This is a genomic window from Pseudaeromonas sp. HNCC25DJ180, from assembly GCF_055413345.1.
Genome location: NZ_JBVAYF010000001.1, coordinates 151,905 through 170,270, shown reverse-complemented (window position 1 = coordinate 170,270; position 18,366 = coordinate 151,905). Strand labels below are relative to the sequence as shown.

General features: G+C 59.0%; 12 protein-coding genes. 4 read left to right on the top strand and 8 right to left on the bottom strand.

Annotated elements, in window-relative coordinates:
* Positions 1-2: 2 nt before the first annotated feature.
* From ACZYTD_RS00750 to ACZYTD_RS00740, 3 genes are all read right to left on the bottom strand, one after another.
* Positions 3-821 (bottom strand): substrate-binding periplasmic protein, encoded by an 819-nt coding sequence (locus ACZYTD_RS00750; protein ID WP_463887886.1) that lies wholly within the window; start codon positions 819-821, stop codon positions 3-5.
* A gap of 219 nt (positions 822-1,040) precedes the next feature.
* Positions 1,041-2,906: a methyl-accepting chemotaxis protein gene (locus tag ACZYTD_RS00745; RefSeq protein ID WP_463887883.1), complete on the bottom strand. Its 1,866-nt coding sequence runs from the start codon at positions 2,904-2,906 to the stop codon at positions 1,041-1,043.
* Between the two features lie 166 nt (positions 2,907-3,072).
* Complete coding sequence (locus tag ACZYTD_RS00740; RefSeq protein ID WP_463887881.1) at positions 3,073-4,953, bottom strand: methyl-accepting chemotaxis protein; 1,881 nt, start codon at positions 4,951-4,953, stop codon at positions 3,073-3,075.
* 338 nt (positions 4,954-5,291) lie between these two features.
* Here ACZYTD_RS00740 and prfB point away from each other — a divergent pair.
* Positions 5,292-6,390, top strand: a protein-coding gene (prfB, locus tag ACZYTD_RS00735) for a peptide chain release factor 2 (protein ID WP_463887879.1) whose coding sequence is annotated in 2 segments (ribosomal slippage) — positions 5,292-5,366 and positions 5,368-6,390 — 1,098 coding nt in all. Because the reading frame shifts where the segments join, the coding sequence is not laid out codon by codon here.
* Positions 6,391-6,407: 17 nt separating this feature from the next.
* The gene (lysS, locus tag ACZYTD_RS00730) at positions 6,408-7,940 is read left to right on the top strand and encodes a lysine--tRNA ligase (RefSeq protein WP_463887877.1); all 1,533 of its coding nucleotides are present in this window, start codon (positions 6,408-6,410) and stop codon (positions 7,938-7,940) included.
* Positions 7,941-8,093: 153 nt separating this feature from the next.
* Here the strand turns inward: lysS and ACZYTD_RS00725 are convergent, their stop codons facing one another.
* A complete protein-coding gene (locus ACZYTD_RS00725) occupies positions 8,094-9,494 on the bottom strand; it encodes an APC family permease (RefSeq protein ID WP_463887874.1) in 1,401 nt (466 codons plus the stop codon).
* A gap of 116 nt (positions 9,495-9,610) precedes the next feature.
* Between ACZYTD_RS00725 and ACZYTD_RS00720 the strand changes: the two genes are divergently transcribed.
* Positions 9,611-10,537 carry a LysR family transcriptional regulator gene (locus ACZYTD_RS00720; protein WP_463887871.1) on the top strand — a complete coding sequence of 309 codons (927 nt, stop codon included), beginning with the start codon at positions 9,611-9,613 and terminating at the stop codon, positions 10,535-10,537.
* A 22-nt stretch (positions 10,538-10,559) separates the two neighbouring features.
* On the opposite strand, the gene ACZYTD_RS00715 is transcribed toward ACZYTD_RS00720, so the two are convergent.
* The 3 genes from ACZYTD_RS00715 to ACZYTD_RS00705 all read right to left on the bottom strand — a co-directional run bounded on the left by ACZYTD_RS00715 (position 10,560) and on the right by ACZYTD_RS00705 (position 14,679).
* Positions 10,560-11,825 (bottom strand): MFS transporter, encoded by a 1,266-nt coding sequence (locus ACZYTD_RS00715; RefSeq protein ID WP_463887868.1) that lies wholly within the window; start codon positions 11,823-11,825, stop codon positions 10,560-10,562.
* Positions 11,826-12,277: 452 nt separating this feature from the next.
* Complete coding sequence (locus tag ACZYTD_RS00710; protein WP_463887866.1) at positions 12,278-13,774, bottom strand: methyl-accepting chemotaxis protein; 1,497 nt, start codon at positions 13,772-13,774, stop codon at positions 12,278-12,280.
* 179 nt (positions 13,775-13,953) lie between these two features.
* The gene (locus ACZYTD_RS00705) at positions 13,954-14,679 is read right to left on the bottom strand and encodes a substrate-binding periplasmic protein (RefSeq protein WP_463887863.1); all 726 of its coding nucleotides are present in this window, start codon (positions 14,677-14,679) and stop codon (positions 13,954-13,956) included.
* A 148-nt stretch (positions 14,680-14,827) separates the two neighbouring features.
* Between ACZYTD_RS00705 and ovoA the strand changes: the two genes are divergently transcribed.
* Positions 14,828-16,957 (top strand): 5-histidylcysteine sulfoxide synthase, encoded by a 2,130-nt coding sequence (ovoA, locus tag ACZYTD_RS00700; protein ID WP_463887861.1) that lies wholly within the window; start codon positions 14,828-14,830, stop codon positions 16,955-16,957.
* On the opposite strand, the gene ACZYTD_RS00695 is transcribed toward ovoA, so the two are convergent.
* Positions 16,954-18,222 (bottom strand): ABC transporter substrate-binding protein, encoded by a 1,269-nt coding sequence (locus ACZYTD_RS00695; RefSeq protein WP_463887859.1) that lies wholly within the window; start codon positions 18,220-18,222, stop codon positions 16,954-16,956. The two genes, ovoA and ACZYTD_RS00695, sit on opposite strands and share 4 nt — an antisense overlap.
* Positions 18,223-18,366: the final 144 nt, after the last annotated feature.

The following is an 18,366-nucleotide window of genomic DNA, read 5'->3' as shown; positions in this document are numbered from 1 at the left end:
GGTTAGTCGGTGTGAGCCAGGGCCAGGGGGGGAAGACGTAGCAGGCGAGCCATCTCGCCGTTGGCCCTCAACTGGCGGGCCGCCTGATTGAGGCGCGCCATCAACTGCTCGGCCTCCGGCGTCTGACGGCTGATGATCAGGTACATGGGCAGCTCGGCGATCGCCGTGTGTTGCAGGGTTATTCTGTGGCTCTGTGGCAGCATCTCATCAACAGTTTCGGCGTAGTTGAGCAGGTAGTCGCCTCGGCGCAGCGTGAGCATATCCAGGGCGCGGTGGTGACTCTCTACCGCCAGCCAGTTCAAACCGATATCCCGGTTCTTCAGGGGCTCGAGCCGGCCGCCGTAACTGTAGCCGCGGATGACGATCAATTTTTGTTCTCGCAACTGCTCCAGGGTTTGCAGCGGAGCGACTTCCGGTAACCAGTAGAGCTGCAGGTGCAGGGTTATAATGGGCTGATCGCCATAGAGCACCTTACCCTCATAGTCTGGCGCCTGTTTGACGCCAATCCAGAAGTCACTGGTGCCATTGGCCAGGTTGCGATAGAGGCGGCGTGGTGGAAAGCCTTCCAGTTGATAGGGGATGTGCGCCTCATGCAGTAGGGCTTGCATATACTCCAGCAGCGGCCCGGAGAGCTGGCCATTGCCATGGATGTGTACCAGAGGTGGAATATCCAGTACCCCTACCTGCAGAGGCTCGGTGGTGGGCAGTGGGGTGGCTGCCCAACTGCTCAGGCTCAGCAGCAGAGTTGCCAACCACAGGGTGGCGGCAGGGAACCAGGCGTGGGGCTTGGTTAGACGTAAGCTGGAGGACGACCGGCCCATCAGGGAAGGGATAAGCCATCTCCCGAACAGAAAAAATAGCACGCTCTGCATAGCCAAGTTTGTCTCAATGGGGAATTAACTGAGTATAGAATTCTGGCGGGCAGTTAGCGGGTTTCATCATTGAGTTTGTGAGTCAGCTAGCGGCGATTGGAATCAAATGGCTATCATCATGAATGAAACAGGGCTCATTATTGAGCCCTGTTTGTGCGTGGGGCTGGCTCACAAGATAAAGCGGGCCACCTTCTCGTTCAGCGCTTGGGCTTGTTGTTGCAACAACTGGGATTCCCTTTGTTCCTGCATGGCCCCATCTGCCAGTTCGTCGCCCACCTCCTTGATGGCGGTGACGTTGCTGGTGATTTCCTCAGTCACCTTGCTCTGCTCTTCGGCGGCGGTGGCAATCTGGGTTGACATGTCAGAGATGAGGCTCACAGCTCGGGTGATCTCCTCCAGCGCCTTGGAGGCTGCCTCGGCATCTTGGACGCTCTGCTGAGCCAGGTTCTGGCTCTTCTCCATCAAAGTAACGGCCTGCTGGGTGGTGCGCTGCAGGGTATCTATGGTGCTCTGGATCTCGGTGGTGGAAGCCTGGGTGCGGCGGGAGAGCACCCGTACCTCATCGGCAACCACGGCAAAGCCGCGCCCCTGGTCTCCGGCGCGAGCGGCCTCGATGGCCGCATTGAGCGCCAGCAGGTTGGTCTGCTCGGCGACCCCCTGTATGGTGGCCAGCACGCTGGAGATGTCACTGGCGTGGCGGTTCAACTCGGCAATAACAGTGGTCGCTTCACCCACTTCGTTCGCCAGGCTGGTGATGGAGCCCCGGGTCTGATTGACCAGGTTGCGGCCATCGGCACTGCTGCTGGTGGATTGTTGCGCCGCGGCGGCGGTGTTCTCGGCGTTGTGGGCTATTTCTGCCGTGGCAGAGGCCATCTCGGTCACCGCCGTGGCTACCATGGCGATCTCCTGTTGCTGGCGCCCCAACTCCTGCACTGTGCCGGCACTGCGTTGCAGGCCATGGCTGGCTGAGTTGCCAATGGATTCAGCTTCGTTACGAATGTGGCCCACCAACTCATGCAGGCTGCCCACAAACTGATTGAAGTTACTGGCCAGTTGTCCGACCTCATCGTGAGTCTGGATATGGATCCGCTGGGTCAGATCCCCATTGCCGCTTGCTATGTGCGCCAAGGCACTGGAGACCACGCCCAGGGGGCGAAAGAGCAGGGTGATGAGGCTGCCGATGGCCAACAGGCTGGCGACCAGGATCAGCAGGGCTATGCCCAGTTGCTGCCAGAGTTGGCTGGTCAGGGGGGCTAGCAGGGTGCTCTCGTCCAGCACAAAGATCAGCTCCCAATGGCTGTTGGGTATGGCGACAGCCCAGAGCAACTTGTCGCCACTTGGCCATGCCAGAGGTTGTAGTGTTTGAGCTTGTTTCAGTTGTTCCAGATAGCTGGCCGTGAGCTGAGGGTGAATGTCACTGATGGGTTTGAGCACCTTGCTCTTATCCTGATAGGCAATGACTGAGCCATCATGGTCGGCCAGAATGGCGAAGCCTTGGGCCGGCAGTTTCAGCCGATTGATGGTCTCCAGCACCTTATCGATAGTGATATCGGCCGCTACCACACCATGGGTTATTGGCTTGGCCACAGTGATCACCAGCTTCTGGGTAGTATGGTCAACATAGGGGAGGGTGGTAATAATTCCATTGGCGGCCTTGGCCTGTTGATACCAGGGGCGGCTGCGAGGGTCGTAGCCTGCGTAATCCGATTGCGGATTCTCATCACGCATGGCTCCGGTCTCATCGCCATAGTAGGCGGTGAGAAAACCGGCGCTGTTCTTGGTCAGTTGCAGCTCGCGGCTAGACTCCAACTGCGATTGGGCGGCCAGGGCTGCAACGGCCTGCTGCTTGCTGGCGAGCCATTCAGATATGCTGCGAGCCCCTTCGGTGCCTAGGCTGTGGATCTGGGCATAGCCATCGGTCAGCACCTGCTGGCGCAGGTTGTAATAGGCAAAGCCGGAAAGCAGCAGAATGGCACCGCTGAGCGCTGCCGTTACCGAGATGAGGATTTTCTGTTTCAGTGAGCGTGGGGTCATGCTGATCTCTTTATTATCGTAATGGTTCCTCTTCATTAAATGCTATCAATAGCATGTCCGCAATGTGAGCCGTGATGGCTGGTTATGATAACGCCGCCTGGGAGCTGTTTTTTGGCGGCCGCCACGGCGAAAGGGTCTCTAGCGAGCCCTTTACGCCGTGGCCCATTTACAAGATAAAGCGGGCCACCTTCTCGTTCAGTGCTTGGGCCTGTTGCTGTAACAGCAGGGATTCCTGTTGTTCCTGCTCTGCCCCGGCGGCCAGTTCATCCGCGACCTCCTTGATGGCGGTGACATTACTGGTGATCTCCTCGGTCACCTTGGTCTGCTCTTCGGCGGCGGTGGCGATTTGGGTCGACATGTCGGAGATGAGGCTGACCGCTTGGGTGATCTCATCCAGCGCCTTGGCGGCGGCTTCCGCATCCTGCACGCTGTGCTGGGCCAGTGACTGGCTCTTCTCCATCAGGGTCACGGCCTGCTGGGTGGTTTTTTGCAGTGTCTCTATGGTGGCCTGGATCTCGGTGGTTGAGGCCTGGGTCCGGCGGGAGAGCACCCGTACCTCATCGGCGACCACGGCAAAGCCGCGACCCTGCTCTCCGGCGCGCGCGGCTTCTATGGCGGCATTGAGCGCCAGCAGGTTGGTCTGCTCGGCAATGCCCTTGATCGTGGCGAGCACGCTGGAGATATCCGCGGCATGCCGACTGAGCTCGATGATGACGGTAGTGGCTTCGCCCACTTCGTTCGCCAGGCTGGTGATGGAGCCCCGGGTCTGATTGACCAGGTTGCGGCCATCGGCACTGCTGCTAGTGGAGTGTTGTGCCGCCGCGGCGGTGTTCTCGGCATTGTGGGCAATCTCCACCGTGGCGGAGGCCATCTCGGTTACCGCCGTGGCCACCAGCGTGATCTCCTGCTGCTGGCGCCCCAACTCCTGCACTGTGCCGGCACTGCGTTGCAGGCCATGGTGGGCCGCTGTGGTGATGGATTCGGCCTCGTGGCGGATATGTCCGACCAGCTCATGGAGGCTGGCCACAAACTGATTGAAGTTGCTGGCCAGTTGCCCCACCTCATCCCGGGTCTGGACCAGGATGCGCTGGGTCAGATCCCCATTGCCGTTGGCAATCAGCGCCAGAGCCGCGGAAACCCGGCGCAAGGGGCGAAACAGCAGACCAATTAGGGCGCCAATGGCGAGCAGGCTGCCGAACAACAGGGCTGCGGAGAGGAGGGTCTGCTGCAGCAGTTGATGACGCAGGGGGGTAAGCAGGGTCGGCTGATCTATGACGGATAACAAGATCCACTGGCTATCGGGAATGGCCTTGGCCCACACCAGTTTGTCGCGGCCTTGCCATTGCAGTTCAAGCGGCTTATGGCTCTGCAGTAAGGTGCTGATTTGGATTGGGTTTAGTCCAGGCATCAGGGTGTTGAGTGGTTTGAGAACCTGCGCGAGATCCCGATAGGCCACCACATCATGCTGCTGATCTATCAGTATGCTGAACCCTTGGGCCGGCAGACGCATGCCGCCAAGGATCTCCTGCAGGCGTTGGGTGCTGATATCCCCGCCGACGACGCCACCTGGCAGCGCTTGCACTACCGAGAGCACCACCTGAGCGGGCGTATAGGTGGTATCCAGGTAGGGTTTGGTCAGAACAGGTTTACTGCTGCTCTGTGCCTCCTGATACCAACTCTGTTGGCGTGGGTCATAATTTTTGTAGTCATCGCCATCATCGGTTGGGTCATCATCCGTCATGTCTCCTTCTGTATCGCCGAAGTAGACGCTGATAAAGTCGCTGGCATCGCGGATCAGCAACAGACTCTTGGACTGTTGATAGGTATCGCTCTGCTGCAAGGAGCGGATGGCGGCACGCTTGCCCTCCAGCCAGGAGGCGATGGCCTGGGCACTTTTTTCGGTCAGACGCTCAATCTGCTGGTAGTTACCATCAATCACCTGTTCACGCAGTGCCAGATAGGAAAAACTCGAGAGCAGCACTATGACGCTGAGCAGTGCCAGGCTGATGGAAAGGAGAAGCTTACGTTTCAGGGTCAGGTTGGGCATGGAGAGCCTTACTAGGATGAGTGATAACCGCTTAATATTAGGCTGATTTTTCCTATTGTAAGCGTGATTTATTGGAAAAATGACGCTCGCCATAGATTGGTCGGCAAGTCGTACTGGGCTGAGCTGAGTGGCCAGGCGAGATGACGCGGGCTGGCAGAATAGAGCCAGGAAAAAGCCGCGCTAAACCTGTCTATTCCCCACTCAATTGGGTAAAATACTGCGCTTTTCTACAGTTGCCGTGCCAACTCGAGCAATTTTTCGAGTTTGAGGCCCGGTGGCTTCTGTCACACCCGGACCGGGGAGCTCCCGGCCTGCTTAAAGAGATGAGAGAGTCCTTCATGTTTGAAGTGAATCCCGTACTGAATAAACTCAAGGAGCTGTCTGAACGGACCGAGCTTCTGAGGGGGTACCTTTGACTATGATGCCAAGAAAGAGCGTCTGGAAGAGGTAAGTGCCGAGCTGGAACAGCCGGATGTGTGGAACGAGCCGGAACGGGCCCAGGCGCTGGGCAAGGAGCGTTCGTCCCTGGAAGTGATTGTCGCCACCATAGATGTCCTGACCCAGGGCGCCGAGGATGTGGAGATGCTGGTCTCCCTCGCCGTGGAAGGCGAAGACGAAGAGACCTTCCACGAGGCCGAAGCCGAGGCCGAGGCGCTGGAGAAGAAGCTGGTGGATCTGGAATTCCGCCGCATGTTCTCCGGTCAGCACGATCCTTCCGACTGCTACATGGATATCCAGTCAGGCTCGGGCGGTACCGAGGCTCAGGATTGGGCCAGCATGGTGCTGCGCATGTACCTGCGCTGGGGTGAAGGCCGTGGCTTTAAGCCTGAGCTCATCGAATGTACCGATGGCGACGTGGCTGGCATCAAATCAGCCACCATCAAATTCAGCGGTGAGTATGCCTTTGGCTGGTTGCGTACCGAAACCGGCGTCCATCGCCTGGTGCGCAAGAGCCCGTTCGATTCCGGTGGCCGTCGTCATACCTCCTTCTGCTCGGCGTTTGTCTATCCGGAAATCGATGAAGACATCGATATCGAAATCAATCCGGCGGACCTGCGCATCGACGTCTATCGTGCCTCCGGCGCCGGTGGTCAGCACGTCAACCGGACTGAGTCTGCGGTGCGTATTACCCACATCCCGACCAATACCGTGACTCAGTGCCAGAACGACCGTTCCCAGCACAAGAACAAAGATCAGGCGATGAAACAGCTCAAGGCGAAACTCTATGAGCTGGAGATGATGAAGCAGAATGCCGAGAAGCAGGCGCTGGAAGAGACCAAGTCCGATATCGGCTGGGGTAGCCAGATCCGCTCCTATGTGCTGGATGATGCACGGATCAAGGATCTGCGTACCGGGGTCGAGACCCGCAACACCCAGTCGGTACTCGATGGCGATCTGGACAAGTTTATTGAAGCCAGCCTGAAGTCCGGGCTGTAATCCAAGCAGGAATTATCATGTCAGAACAGAATCAAGCACCAGAACAGGATGTTCAGGAATTTAACAACGAGATGACCCAGCGTCGCTCCAAGCTGGCCGCCCTGCGTGAGTTGGGTAATCCGTTCCCCAACGATTTCCGCCGTGACCATATATCCAGCGAGCTGCGCGAGCAGTTTGATGACAAGAGTGCCGACGAGCTGGCGGCGCTGAATGTGAAGGTGAAGATCGCCGGTCGTATCATGACCCGCCGCATCATGGGTAAGGCCTCTTTTGCCACCCTGCAGGACATGGGCGGCAAGGTGCAGGTCTATGTCACCCGTGACGACCTGGCCGAAGGCTTCTACAACGAGCAGTTCAAGAAGTGGGATCTGGGCGATATAGTCGGGGTGGAAGGGACAGTGTTCCGCACCAATACCGGTGAGCTTTCGGTACATGTCTCCGACATCCGTCTGCTGACCAAGGCGCTGCGCCCGCTGCCGGAGAAGCATAAGGGTCTGACCGATCAGGAAGCCCGTTGCCGTCAACGTTACCTGGATCTCATCGCCAACGAAGAGTCGCGCAAGACCTTCAAGATCCGCAACCAGGTGGTCAACGGTATCCGTAACTTCCTGAATGACAAGCAGTTCATGGAAGTGGAAACCCCCATGATGCAGGTGATCCCCGGTGGTGCCTCCGCGCGTCCCTTCGTGACTCACCACAATGCGCTGGACATCGACATGTACCTGCGTATCGCCCCCGAGCTCTATCTGAAGCGTCTGGTGGTCGGTGGCTTCGAACGGGTGTACGAAATCAACCGTAACTTCCGTAATGAAGGCATCTCGGTGCGCCATAACCCGGAATTCACCATGCTTGAATTCTACATGGCCTATGCCGACTACAACGATCTGATGGATCTCACCGAAGAGATGCTGCGCACTCTGGCGCAGGACATCCACGGTACCACCACCCTCCGTTACGCCAAGGAAGGGGAAGAGGGTTTCGAGATCGACTTCGGTCAGCCCTTTGCCCGTCTGACCATGGTCGACGCCATCCTCAAGTACGGTAACGATGTGAAGGCCGAAGAGCTGACCACACTGGAAGGCGCCAAGGCCGTGGCCAAGCGTCACCACGTCGAGCTGATGAAGAGCTGGGAGCTGGGCCATGTCATTACCGCTATCTTCGAAGAGACAGCCGAAGCCCAGCTGATGCAGCCCACCTTCATCACTGAGTACCCGGCAGCCGTATCGCCGCTGGCTCGTCGCAACGACCAGAACCCGGAGATCACCGACCGCTTCGAGTTCTTCATCGGTGGTCGCGAACTGGCCAACGGCTTCTCCGAGCTCAACGATGCCGAAGATCAGGCCGAGCGCTTCCAGGCGCAGGTGCAGCAGAAGGAAGCGGGCGACGACGAGGCCATGTTCTATGACGCCGACTTCGTCACCGCGCTGGAGCACGGTCTGCCGCCGACCGCCGGTCAAGGCATTGGTATTGACCGTCTGGTGATGCTGTTTACCAACAGCCACACCATACGTGACGTCATCCTCTTCCCGGCACTGCGTCCGCAGAAGTAAGCGTCCGCAGAAGTAAGTGCCCACAGAAATAAGCCGGTCGCAGGCCTGAGCCTGCGCTTGCTGGATGAGCTGAAATAAAACAAACCCCGCACCGTCATTGACGATGCGGGGTTTGTTTTTAGTGGCGCTTTGCGCGCCGCTGCAGGGTGGTGATCAGGCGGTAACGGGGTTTAGTGCGCTACGATTCAGCGAGCGACTCACCAGCCATTCCCCTATGGCCAGCGTCAGTAGCAGACCAATGAGCAGGGGGGCACTGGTGTGCCAATCAATCTGCCACTCCAGCAGTTGCGGGAAGATAAACAGCAGCAGGGCGCCCAACACAAACAGCAGGCCACTGGCGGTCATCAGCAGCACGAGGGGCGCTCCCCCCGGAACCTTGAAGGCGCGATGGGTGGCCGGATCTTGCTGGCGCAGACGCAGGAACGAGGCGAACAGCAGCAAGTAGGGCATCAGGAATATGGTGCTGGAGAAGGCGAAGACACTCCAGAACAGTTCGTCATTGCTCTGGGCCAGCAGGGCATAGGCCAGGATCACCAGGGTGGCAACCAGACCGGTACAGACATTGGCGCCCACAGGCGAGCCATATTTGGCGTGGCGACGGGCGACAAAGGCGGGTAACTCGCCCGCTTCCGCGGCTTCGGCTGCGGCTCGGCTGGAACCCATGGTCCAGTTCACCATGTTACTGATGAAGGTCAGCAAGACCATGATGCCCAAGCCATTGACCAGCAGATCCGGGTGAGGCAGATCGGCAAACAGCACACGGGAGGCATCGGTGAGACCGGCGATGAGGCCCACCTTCTCGACGGGCAGCGCCGCGAGTATCCCCAGGGTACCAAACAGATAGAGAGCGGCAATGATGACACTGGCACCCAGCATGGCGCGGGGCAGGTTGCGAACCGGATTTTTCACGGTTTTGCCCAGGCAGGCGATGAGCTCCAGCCCCAGCAGGTTGTAGATGATGGCAGGCAGGAAAGCCACGCCCTCATCCAGTGACGGAAGCATGCTCTGCCAGTTCAGATCATTGGCCATGCCATGGTGCAGAGAGTAGTAAAATCCGGCACAACCCAGCGCGCAGATGACGATCATCTTCAGCAGAGCCCCAATCTTGCTGACCCAGACCCCCACCTGTACCGAGACATTACAGAACGCCACCGTCAGCCAGATCAGTGCGATACAGATAACCACTCGCCAGCCGAGACTCAGCTCGGGCAGGAACAGCTCTGCCACCATACCGGCGAACATGATGTAAACCGCCGGCATCCACAGCCCCACGTTGATCCAGTAGAGCCAGGTGGTGCGGGCGGCCATCTTCAGGCCGAAGGCCCGTTTGACCCAGGAGTAGATGCCCCCCTCTGAGGGGTAGCTGGTGCCCAGTTCGGCGGCGATCAGGGCGTAGGGGATGACAAAGAAGAGCAGGGTGACTATCCACCAACCGATCACCCCTGTGCCTATGGCCGCGGCGGCCGTCAGCGTGTCTATGATGAGTACGGAGCAGAGGATAAACAGAATTTGACTGACCAGACCCATCTGTCTGGTGGTTTGTGATGTATTCATAGAAGTCCCTTTAGCCGAAGTGAGTTCGGTTCCTTAAGAAACTAATACCGAGTTTAGTGTTATGATTGAAATGCAATATATACATTATTTGATGAATATAATTAATAGTGGTGGGTATGGACCTGAATTTATTGAAATTACTGCCAGTGTTGGCCGATGAAGGAAGCGTCACCAAGGCGGCAGAGCGGCTGTATATGAGCCAGTCGGCCTTCAGCCATGCCTTGAATCGGGTACGCGAACAGTTAGAGGACCCACTGTTTATCCGCACCAGTCAGGGGATGGAGCCCACCCCGCGAGCGCGGCAACTGATCCCTGTTATCCGGGAGTCCTTGGGGCGGCTGGAGCGGGGGATGACAGGTAGCCGTCAGTTTGATCCAGCCACCTCGGCGAGAACCTTCTACTTGGGGGCGGTCGACTATTTCGAGTTTCTGGCGCTGCCGCGCCTGGTCTCCAAATTTAAGACTCAAGCCCCTAATATCCGTTTGAGCGTGGATATCCTGGCGGAGAAGATCCAGCACGAGGGGGTAGAATCAGGGCAGCTGGATGTCTTCGTTGGCATAGATGGGTTGCAGTATGTGCCGCACTTCTTTAACAAACGCACCTGGCTGCAGGACAGGTTTGTCGCCATCACCTCACGGGCTCGTAGTGATCTGCCCGATCAGCTGTCGCTCAAGCAGTTTCTGACCGAGCCGCAGATCCACTTGCCGGCGGTCAGTTCGGGGGCGGATCTTATCGAACGTTGGCTGACGGCCAACCATCTGTCGCGTACCCTGGCGACCGTGGTGCAAAGCTATGCGGTGGGGGGACGAGTGGTCGCCGCCTCGGGTTATCTGATGTGTGTGCCCTATCTCATTGCTCGTGAGCTGGTCAGCATGTTGCCCGTGCGCATTCTGGAGTTGCCGGAAGGGGCGCCGGATCTGAGCCTGACCATACTCAGCCACTCCCTCTACGATCACCAGCCGGATATCCGCTGGCTGATTGAGCAGATAAGCCAATGCACCTTCGATGATCCAGAGAGCCAAGCCGGGGAGCTGTCATCTTAAGCTGTGGGTCCAAATTAGGATGTCAGCCCTCGTTGCCCACGGTTGTGGTTGGCACGGCGTCCGAGGTGCGAGGATCCAGTTCGGCCGCCAGTGGCGTATTCGGCGCCATAGGCGTATAGCTCTGGTGGGCATCGATCGGTACCGGTGAGCGCTGTCGCTGGCGCCAGAACAGATAGAGGGTCAAGAGACCACCACACAGGGCGAAGTAGGCAAACAGCGCCTGGGGGCCGGTGTGCTGCATCGCCTGGGAGGCCAAGAGGGGACCGGTCATGGATCCCAGGCTGTAGGCCAGCAACATGCCCTGATTGGCACTGACCATCTGCTCCGGGGTCAACTCGTCACAGGCCTGGCTCAGGCTGATGGGGTAGAGCGAGAAGGCCAGCCCGCCGAACAGGAATATGGCCCCCGCCCGTAGCCAGCCCCAGGGCAGTTGGCTGGCGACGAGCATGATGATGCTAAAGAGCATCAACCCCAGCCCCAGCCAGGCGAGGATGCGTCGCCGATCGAAGCGATCCGAGAGCCGCCCCAGCGGATACTGCAGCACCATGCCCCCCAGGATCACCAGTGCCATCAGATTGGCGACCGCACTTAGATCGCGCCCACTGGCGGCAAAGAAGAGGGGTAACAGGCCATAGATGCCGCCGAGCACCAGACCCGAGGCCACGCAGCTACCTACTGCGGCCGGAGTGAGGCGAGCCAGGCTCAACAGGCTGATATGACTTGCCGCCTCGGTCTGTGGCAGAGGCACTCGGGTCAACGCCAGGGGCAGCACGGAGAGTGAGGCGCTGATGGCGGCCAGTGCGAACGGTGAGAGCTGCAGCGGATCGATAAAACGCAGCAGCCACTGTCCGGCGGCGAGGCCCCCGTAGAGCAGTATCATGTAGCAGGCCATCAAGCGGCCACGGGTGGCCGGTGAGCTGGAAACCAGCATCCAGGATTCGATGACCACAAACAGCCCGCCAGTGGCAAAGCCGCCTATGAGGCGTAGCCCGCTCCAGATCAGCGGGTCGACAATGAGGCCGTGACAAAGTGCTAGCACCGCCAGCAGCGAGGCGTAGGCGGCATAGGCGCGAATGTGGCCGATCCGCCTGATCAGGCGCACATTGACGAAGGCACCGAGCACCAGACCGGCGAAGTAGGCGCTGCTGACCAGACCGATCCAGCCAGCAGCGACGCCCTCGGCATTCAGACGCAGGGTCAGCAGGGTCGACAACAGACCATGGCCGACGATGAAGATCAGCAGGCTCAACAGGGGTGAGAGGACGGTGGGCGGGATAAAGGCCAGCATGGACAACTCCTTCTTGTCGCAGCGGCAAATGGCAGTCGCGCTATGGGACTCCGCCACTATTGCCGCAGTGGAGACCTTATTACATTTGCTCGCCGAGAACAAAAACGGTAGTTAAACGGCAGCCATAAAATAACGAAAGGGCATGTGACTGGCGGTCGAGCTCACTCATCTGGGGTGGGCCAGCGCGGCCTTGAAGAGGATACGTTGGGTAAGCTCATCTGACTTCAGCTTGCCTTTAGTGGGATCTCACGCCTCTCTATCTCATAGTGCAGGGCTAGTTTGTATCGACAGGCATCAATGAGGGGCAGCTAGATGATCTTGCACTGGTGCCGCGCCTGCCGCGTAGATGGGTTGGGTGTTCCGCTGATGTTTTAAACCTGAAGACGCACAACAGGGCCCCTGCTGCCTGCGGCGCGCAAGGGATCCTCTGCAAACTAAACCCCTGAGTGCCCCTATTTCAGCCGGAAACAGGAGATCAAGTCGGTGAGTTGGCCTGCCCGGCCATTCACCGCCTTGGCGGTGTCGGCTAGCACCTCGGCGGCGCTGGCGCTCTGCTGGGTGATCTGGCTCAACTGGTTCATGGCCAGATTGATCTGATTAACGCCAACTGTCTGTTCCTGAGAGGCGCAGGTGATCTCCTGGATGAGATCCGAGGTGTGCTGGATGTCGGGGATCAGTTGGCTAAACAGGGCTCCGGCCTGCTCGGCGAGGGCCACGCTGCTGCTGGCAACGGCGCCTATCTCTTGGGCGGCCGTCTGGCTGCGCTCGGCTAATTTTCGCACCTCAGCCGAGACCACGGCAAAGCCTTTGCCATGTTCGCCGGCTCGCGCGGCCTCAATGGCGGCATTCAAGGCCAACAGATTGGTCTGGTAAGCGATATCGTCGATGATGCTGATCTTGCCTGCGATCTGTTTCATGGCTGCCACCGTTTGCTTGACGGCTTCTCCCCCATGGGTCGCATCTTTCGTCGCCTTGCTGGAGATGGAATTGGTCACCTTGGCACTGTCGGTATTCTGGGCAATCGAGGCGGTCATCTGCTCCATGGCGGCTGAGGTCTCCTCCACGCTGGCGGCCTGCTCACTGGCCCCGCGGCTCATGTGCTGTGAGGTGGCGGCCAGTTGATCGGCGGAGTTGGATAGAGCGGCCGTTGCCTCACCAAAGCGGCCGAAGATGGCCAGCAGACGGGATTGGATCATGCGGGTCGCCAGGGTGATACGACCGATTTCGTGTTGTGGCAGGTTGGGCAAGTTAGCGGTCAGATCCCCGTTGGCGATAGCCACCAGGTTTTTTGCACTCAGCCGCAGTGGTTGCAGTATGCCCCATTGCAACAGGGCCAGCAGGGTGCCGCAGGCTAGCAGATTACCTAGGTGGAGCAGGCTAAACAGGAGCGTGTCAGCATTTAACGGTTCAGCTCTGACTTGCCACAGATCCTGGAGCAAGAGTAGCGCCGAGCTGATGAGCGCTATGCTGCCGAGCAGCCAGCCTCTAAAGGCCAGCGAGGTATGACGCCAACCTCGGGCTTTGGGCAACGGCAGGCCTGGCTCTTTGCGCATCTTGGCATAGAGGGCTTCAGCCTCGGCAATCTGGTTGCGCGTGGGCTTGCTGCGCACCGACTGGAAGCCCGTGGTCTTACCATCCTGGATGATGGGCATCACATAGGCATCGACCCAGTAGTGATCCCCATTCTTGCTCCGATTTTTCACCATGCCGCGCCAGGTCTGGCCGGATTTGATGGTCTGCCACAGATCGGCAAAGGCGCCTGGCGGCATGTCCGGGTGGCGGACTATGTTGTGATGGCTGCCAATGAGTTCACGCTCGCTAAAGCCACTGATACGCAGAAAATCTTGGTTAACAAAGGTGATGTCGCCATTGAGATCGGTCATGGAGACTAGCCGGGTGTCGGCATTGAACTCTCTCTCTTTTTGGCTAACGGGTTGGTTGTTGCGCATCTATGGCTCCTTGGCAGAAGAGAGAATGGCTCAAGCCGCGTGGCCATTTGCTCAAAGAAGCATAGATGATGAAACAATTAAATGAGTTGTATCGTGGCGGGAGTTAACTGTTATTTTGCTTTATTTTCAGTTTGTTAGTTAATTTCAGGCCCTATGGGCTGTTGGATCTGACAGGGCGTTTAGTGAAAGTAATGGGCCCGGATCATGCGCCCCTGCTCGCTGGCCAGCACCTGCTGCATGCCCAGACTCAGGCGGTGAGCCAGGTTGGCATCATAGGTCGCCTTGGACCAGGCCATATAGGAGGGGGAGCCGCGCAGGCGATAGGAGGATTTGATGAGCGAGAGCCCCAGCTCCTGGGTCAGCCAGTCAGCCTGGGCCTCGGGGATGATCACCACATCGCTACGATCTATGGCTAGTCGTTGCAACGCCTGATTATAGCTATTGAGTTCATGTTTGTTGAGCTGGCCGGCGCGATCGATATCCGTGTGGTAGACGGCACCGGCCAGCACATCGATACGCTTGCCTTGCAAATCATTGAGCGAACGAATCATGCGATCCGGATGGGCCACCATAAAGACCTTGTCTTCGGCTGGGAAGGGGGCATCGCTCAGGAAGAGCAAAAACTTCTCCCGCTCCGGGGTGCGGTTGGGCCCTAACATCAGGTCCGCTTCACCTCGTTCCAGCATCTGAAAGGCGCGCTTGAGCGGAACATCGATAAATGCCAGTTCCAGATTAGCCAGTTTGGCCGCCGCCTGTAGCAGTTCGATATAGTAGCCCCGGTAGACGGGGGCTTCGACTATGCGATAGGGGGGCGCATTGTTGACGGCCACGCGCAGGGGGGTGGCTTCTGCCGGCAACAGCCAGGCCAGCCAGCACCACAGCAGGGGGTAACACCAAGCTGGCATGACAACTCCTGGTTACGGTTGATCTTATCGGGCAAACGAAATGATCGTTTCCGCTATCAAACTCGTTATAGTCAAATCAAGAGAGACTTGCCTGTTGGCAAGTTGCTACTGTGTATTTACTTCCATTTTTCTTTCAAGGAGCCAGATAGTGACAGTCGACCCCTCCCTGCCGCCAGCCAGCCACACTCTATGGTTAGCCGGTGATGATGTCGAGGCCAAGCGTCAGGCGCTGCGCGATTATTTTCATCAGACCACTGAGCTGTATGAGTCACTCTTCGAGAGTCTGGCCTGCGATGACGCCTGGTTCAAGAAGGCGATCCCCTTGCGTCACCCGCTCATCTTCTATTTCGGCCATACGGCGGCCTTCTTTATCAATAAGTTGTTGGCGGCGGGTCTCATCACAGAGCGGCTGGATCCACGCATCGAAGCCATGGTGGCGATCGGGGTCGATGAGATGAGCTGGGATGATCTGGACGAGAGTCACTACGCCTGGCCCAGTGTGGCCGAGCTGCGTGCCTATCGCCAGCGGGTGCGCAGCCGGGTCGATGAGTTTATCGACCAGCTGCCCTTGACCCTGCCCATCACCTGGCAGAGCCCGGCCTGGGTGATCCTGATGGGGATAGAGCATGAACGAATTCATCTGGAAACCTCTTCGGTTCTCATTCGGCAATTACCCCTGGCCTGGGTTCGTTCCTTGCCCAACTGGCCCATCTGTCCATTAGCGCGCGAGACCCCGGAGCGGGTGCCTGCCAACGACTTGGTGGCGGTGCCGGGTGGCCTGGTGACGCTGGGTAAGGTCGCCACCGATGCCACCTATGGTTGGGACAACGAATATGGGCAGCGGCAGGTGGAGCTGGCCCCCTTCCAGGCCAGCCGCATGCTGGTGAGTAACGCCGAATTTTTGGGCTTTGTGCAGGCTGGCGGGTATGGTGAACCGCGTTGGTGGAGTGAGGAGGGGTGGCGCTGGCGCGAGTTTGCCCAGGCTAGCCAGCCCAGCTTCTGGCTGGGCGCCGGGGCAGCACGCCGGTTGCGACTGATGTGTTGTGAGGTGGCCATGCCCTGGGATTGGCCAGTAGAGGTGAACCAGTTGGAGGCGGAGGCCTTCTGTCGTTGGCAGGCGGAGCGAACCGGCTTATCCGTGCAGTTGCCCTGTGAAGCCGAGTGGTATCAGTTGCGTGATCGTCTCCCCGTCGAGCCAGCCTATGGGGCATCGGCGCCGGGCAATATCAACCTGGAGCAGTGGGCCTCCTCCTGCCCTGTGGATCACTTCGCGCAAGGCGACTTCTTCGATCTGCTGGGCAATGTCTGGCAGTGGAGCAGCAGCACCATAGATGGCTTTGACGGTTTTCATGTTCACCCTCTGTATGATGACTTCTCTACCCCCACCTTTGATGGCAAACATGCCCTGATCAAGGGGGGCTCCTGGATCTCCACCGGTAATCTGGCCATCCGCTCCTCCCGTTATGCCTTCCGCCGCCACTTCTTCCAGCATGCCGGGTTTCGCTATGTGGTCTCCCGGCACCGAGAGGCCCCGCAGGCCAACCCCTATCTGCAGGATAGCCAGCTGGCTCAGGCCCTGGAGGCCGCCTATGGCCCGACCCTGCCCGGGTTGGAACACCCAGGTTGCCACTTGGCCAGGCTTGCCGCCGAGTTGCTGCCCGCGGGTGGCAAGGCGCTGGACATGGGGTGTGGCGTCGGTCGCAGCAGTCTGGAGCTGGCGCGCCACTTTAGCCAGGTGGAGGGGGTGGACTTCTCGGCGCGCTATATTGATGTGGCCCTGAGCCTGGTGCGGCAGGAGCGGTTTGCCTATCAGCTGCCCCTGGAAGGGGAGCTGCAGGAGTATCGTGAGGCGCGCCTCTCTCCCCTGGGGCTGGGTGCCCAGCAGGTAGCGCGGGTGCAGTTCAGTCAGGGGGATGCCTGTAACCTGAAGCCAAAGTATCAAGAGTATGACCTGGTGCTGGCCTCTGAGTTGCTCGATGAGCTGCGGCAGCCCCGGACTTTTCTGGCCGAGGTGGCCCGTCGCCTGAAACCGGGGGGCGTGCTGATCCTGAGCTCCAGCTATCAGTGGCAAGAGGCGATCACCCCCAAGAGCCACTGGCTGGGTGGGATCAGGGAAAATGGTGAGGTGTTGGGCAGTTATCAAGGGTTGCAACGGCTACTGGCGGCCGAGTTCGAGGAGTTGGGCGCGCCCCAGGAACTGCCGGTGGCCTATCGTCTGAGCGGGCGCCGCTACGACTATCGTCTGCTGCAGGTCACCTGTTGGCGGCGACGGGGTTAAGGTTGCCTGGTGCTATTTAGCCTGAGCTTGGGCTCTGGTTGAGGCGCGGCTGCCGGGTAGTAGTGCTGGCGCAGGATTTCCAACTGCGTCAGTGTGCTCTCTATGTCTGGATGCGTGGCAAAGTGCGCCATGATGGGGGTGGCCGTCCGGTCGAAATCCGGGGGCACATCCCGATCAAAGTATTGGGTGAAGCCGGCGGCGCCCTGCAGTAGCTGTTGGCTGGCCGCCTGGAGGGGGGAGAGTTGTTGCTGGGTTTGTCTGTGGGGTGAGAAGGTGCCCAACCGCTGATTTAGCGCTATCTGTACCTCGGGCTGCCCCAGATAGGCCAGCAGCTGTTGGATGTCGGCCAGGTGCGGGTTGGCTCGGGCTGGCACCACGAAGAGATCCAGCGGTGCATCCTCATAGCGGGGCATATCGGCGCGGATACGGGGAAACGGCAGGGTCTGGATGTCATCACTGCGCCGCTCTGCAATGGCAAAACTGCCCATCAGGGTCATGGCCCCCTTACCGTAATAGAGGTAGGAGATGCTGTCGTTCCAATCCAGTTGGGCTATGTTGTCATTGAAGCAGCGGGCCCGGATCAGTTGCAGCCAATGGTTGAATACTTGCCTGATGCGCGGATCCCGGTAGTCCACCTGGCCGCGGGTCACTTGCTGGTGAAAGGCCAAGCCGTTGAGGCGCAAGTTCAGATAGTCAAACCAGGCCAGGACTGGCCACTGGTCTTTACTGCCCAAGACGAGCGGGGTGATCCCCTGCTGGCGTAACCGGGTGCAGCTGTGCAGCAGTTGCGACCAAGTGGTCGGCGGGGTGAGCCCGACCCGTTGCAATGTGCGTTTGGAGTAGAAGATCCCCCAGTGGTAGTAGCTGTAGGGTAGGGCATAGGTGTGTCCCCGCCAGGAAACGGCTCGCTGCATGGCCTTGCCGAAGCTAGCTTGCCAATTCTGCGCTTGCCACAGTTCATCCAGTGGTCGCAGGGCGCCGCGACGGGCATAGGTCAGCAGACGCTCTCCCCCCTGCCAGTAGAGCAGATCCGGGGAGTGCTCCGCCGTCAGCCAGAGTGGAAATTTGGCCTTGTACTCTTGATCTGTGTAGGCCAGGAGTTGTACGCGGATCCCGGTCTCGGCATAAAACCCCCGCAACACGGCGACAAAATTATCCCGCTGCTGCGGGTTGCCATACATCAAGGCCAGCGCCAGATCTCGCCCCTGGCAAAAGGGGGAGAGGCAAGCGAGCAGTAATACCCCCCTCAGCAGCTGCTTGAACATAGATTAGTCCCGGCGTGATCCCACCTCTGAGTCTAGCTGACAGGGCGGCTCTGTGTCGGGGGACGGTGCGGCTTTCTATGGCCTTGTCTTACTGGATCTGTGGCTGGGGGCGGAGGCGACTATAGTCATGGTGTCCAGGGTCGC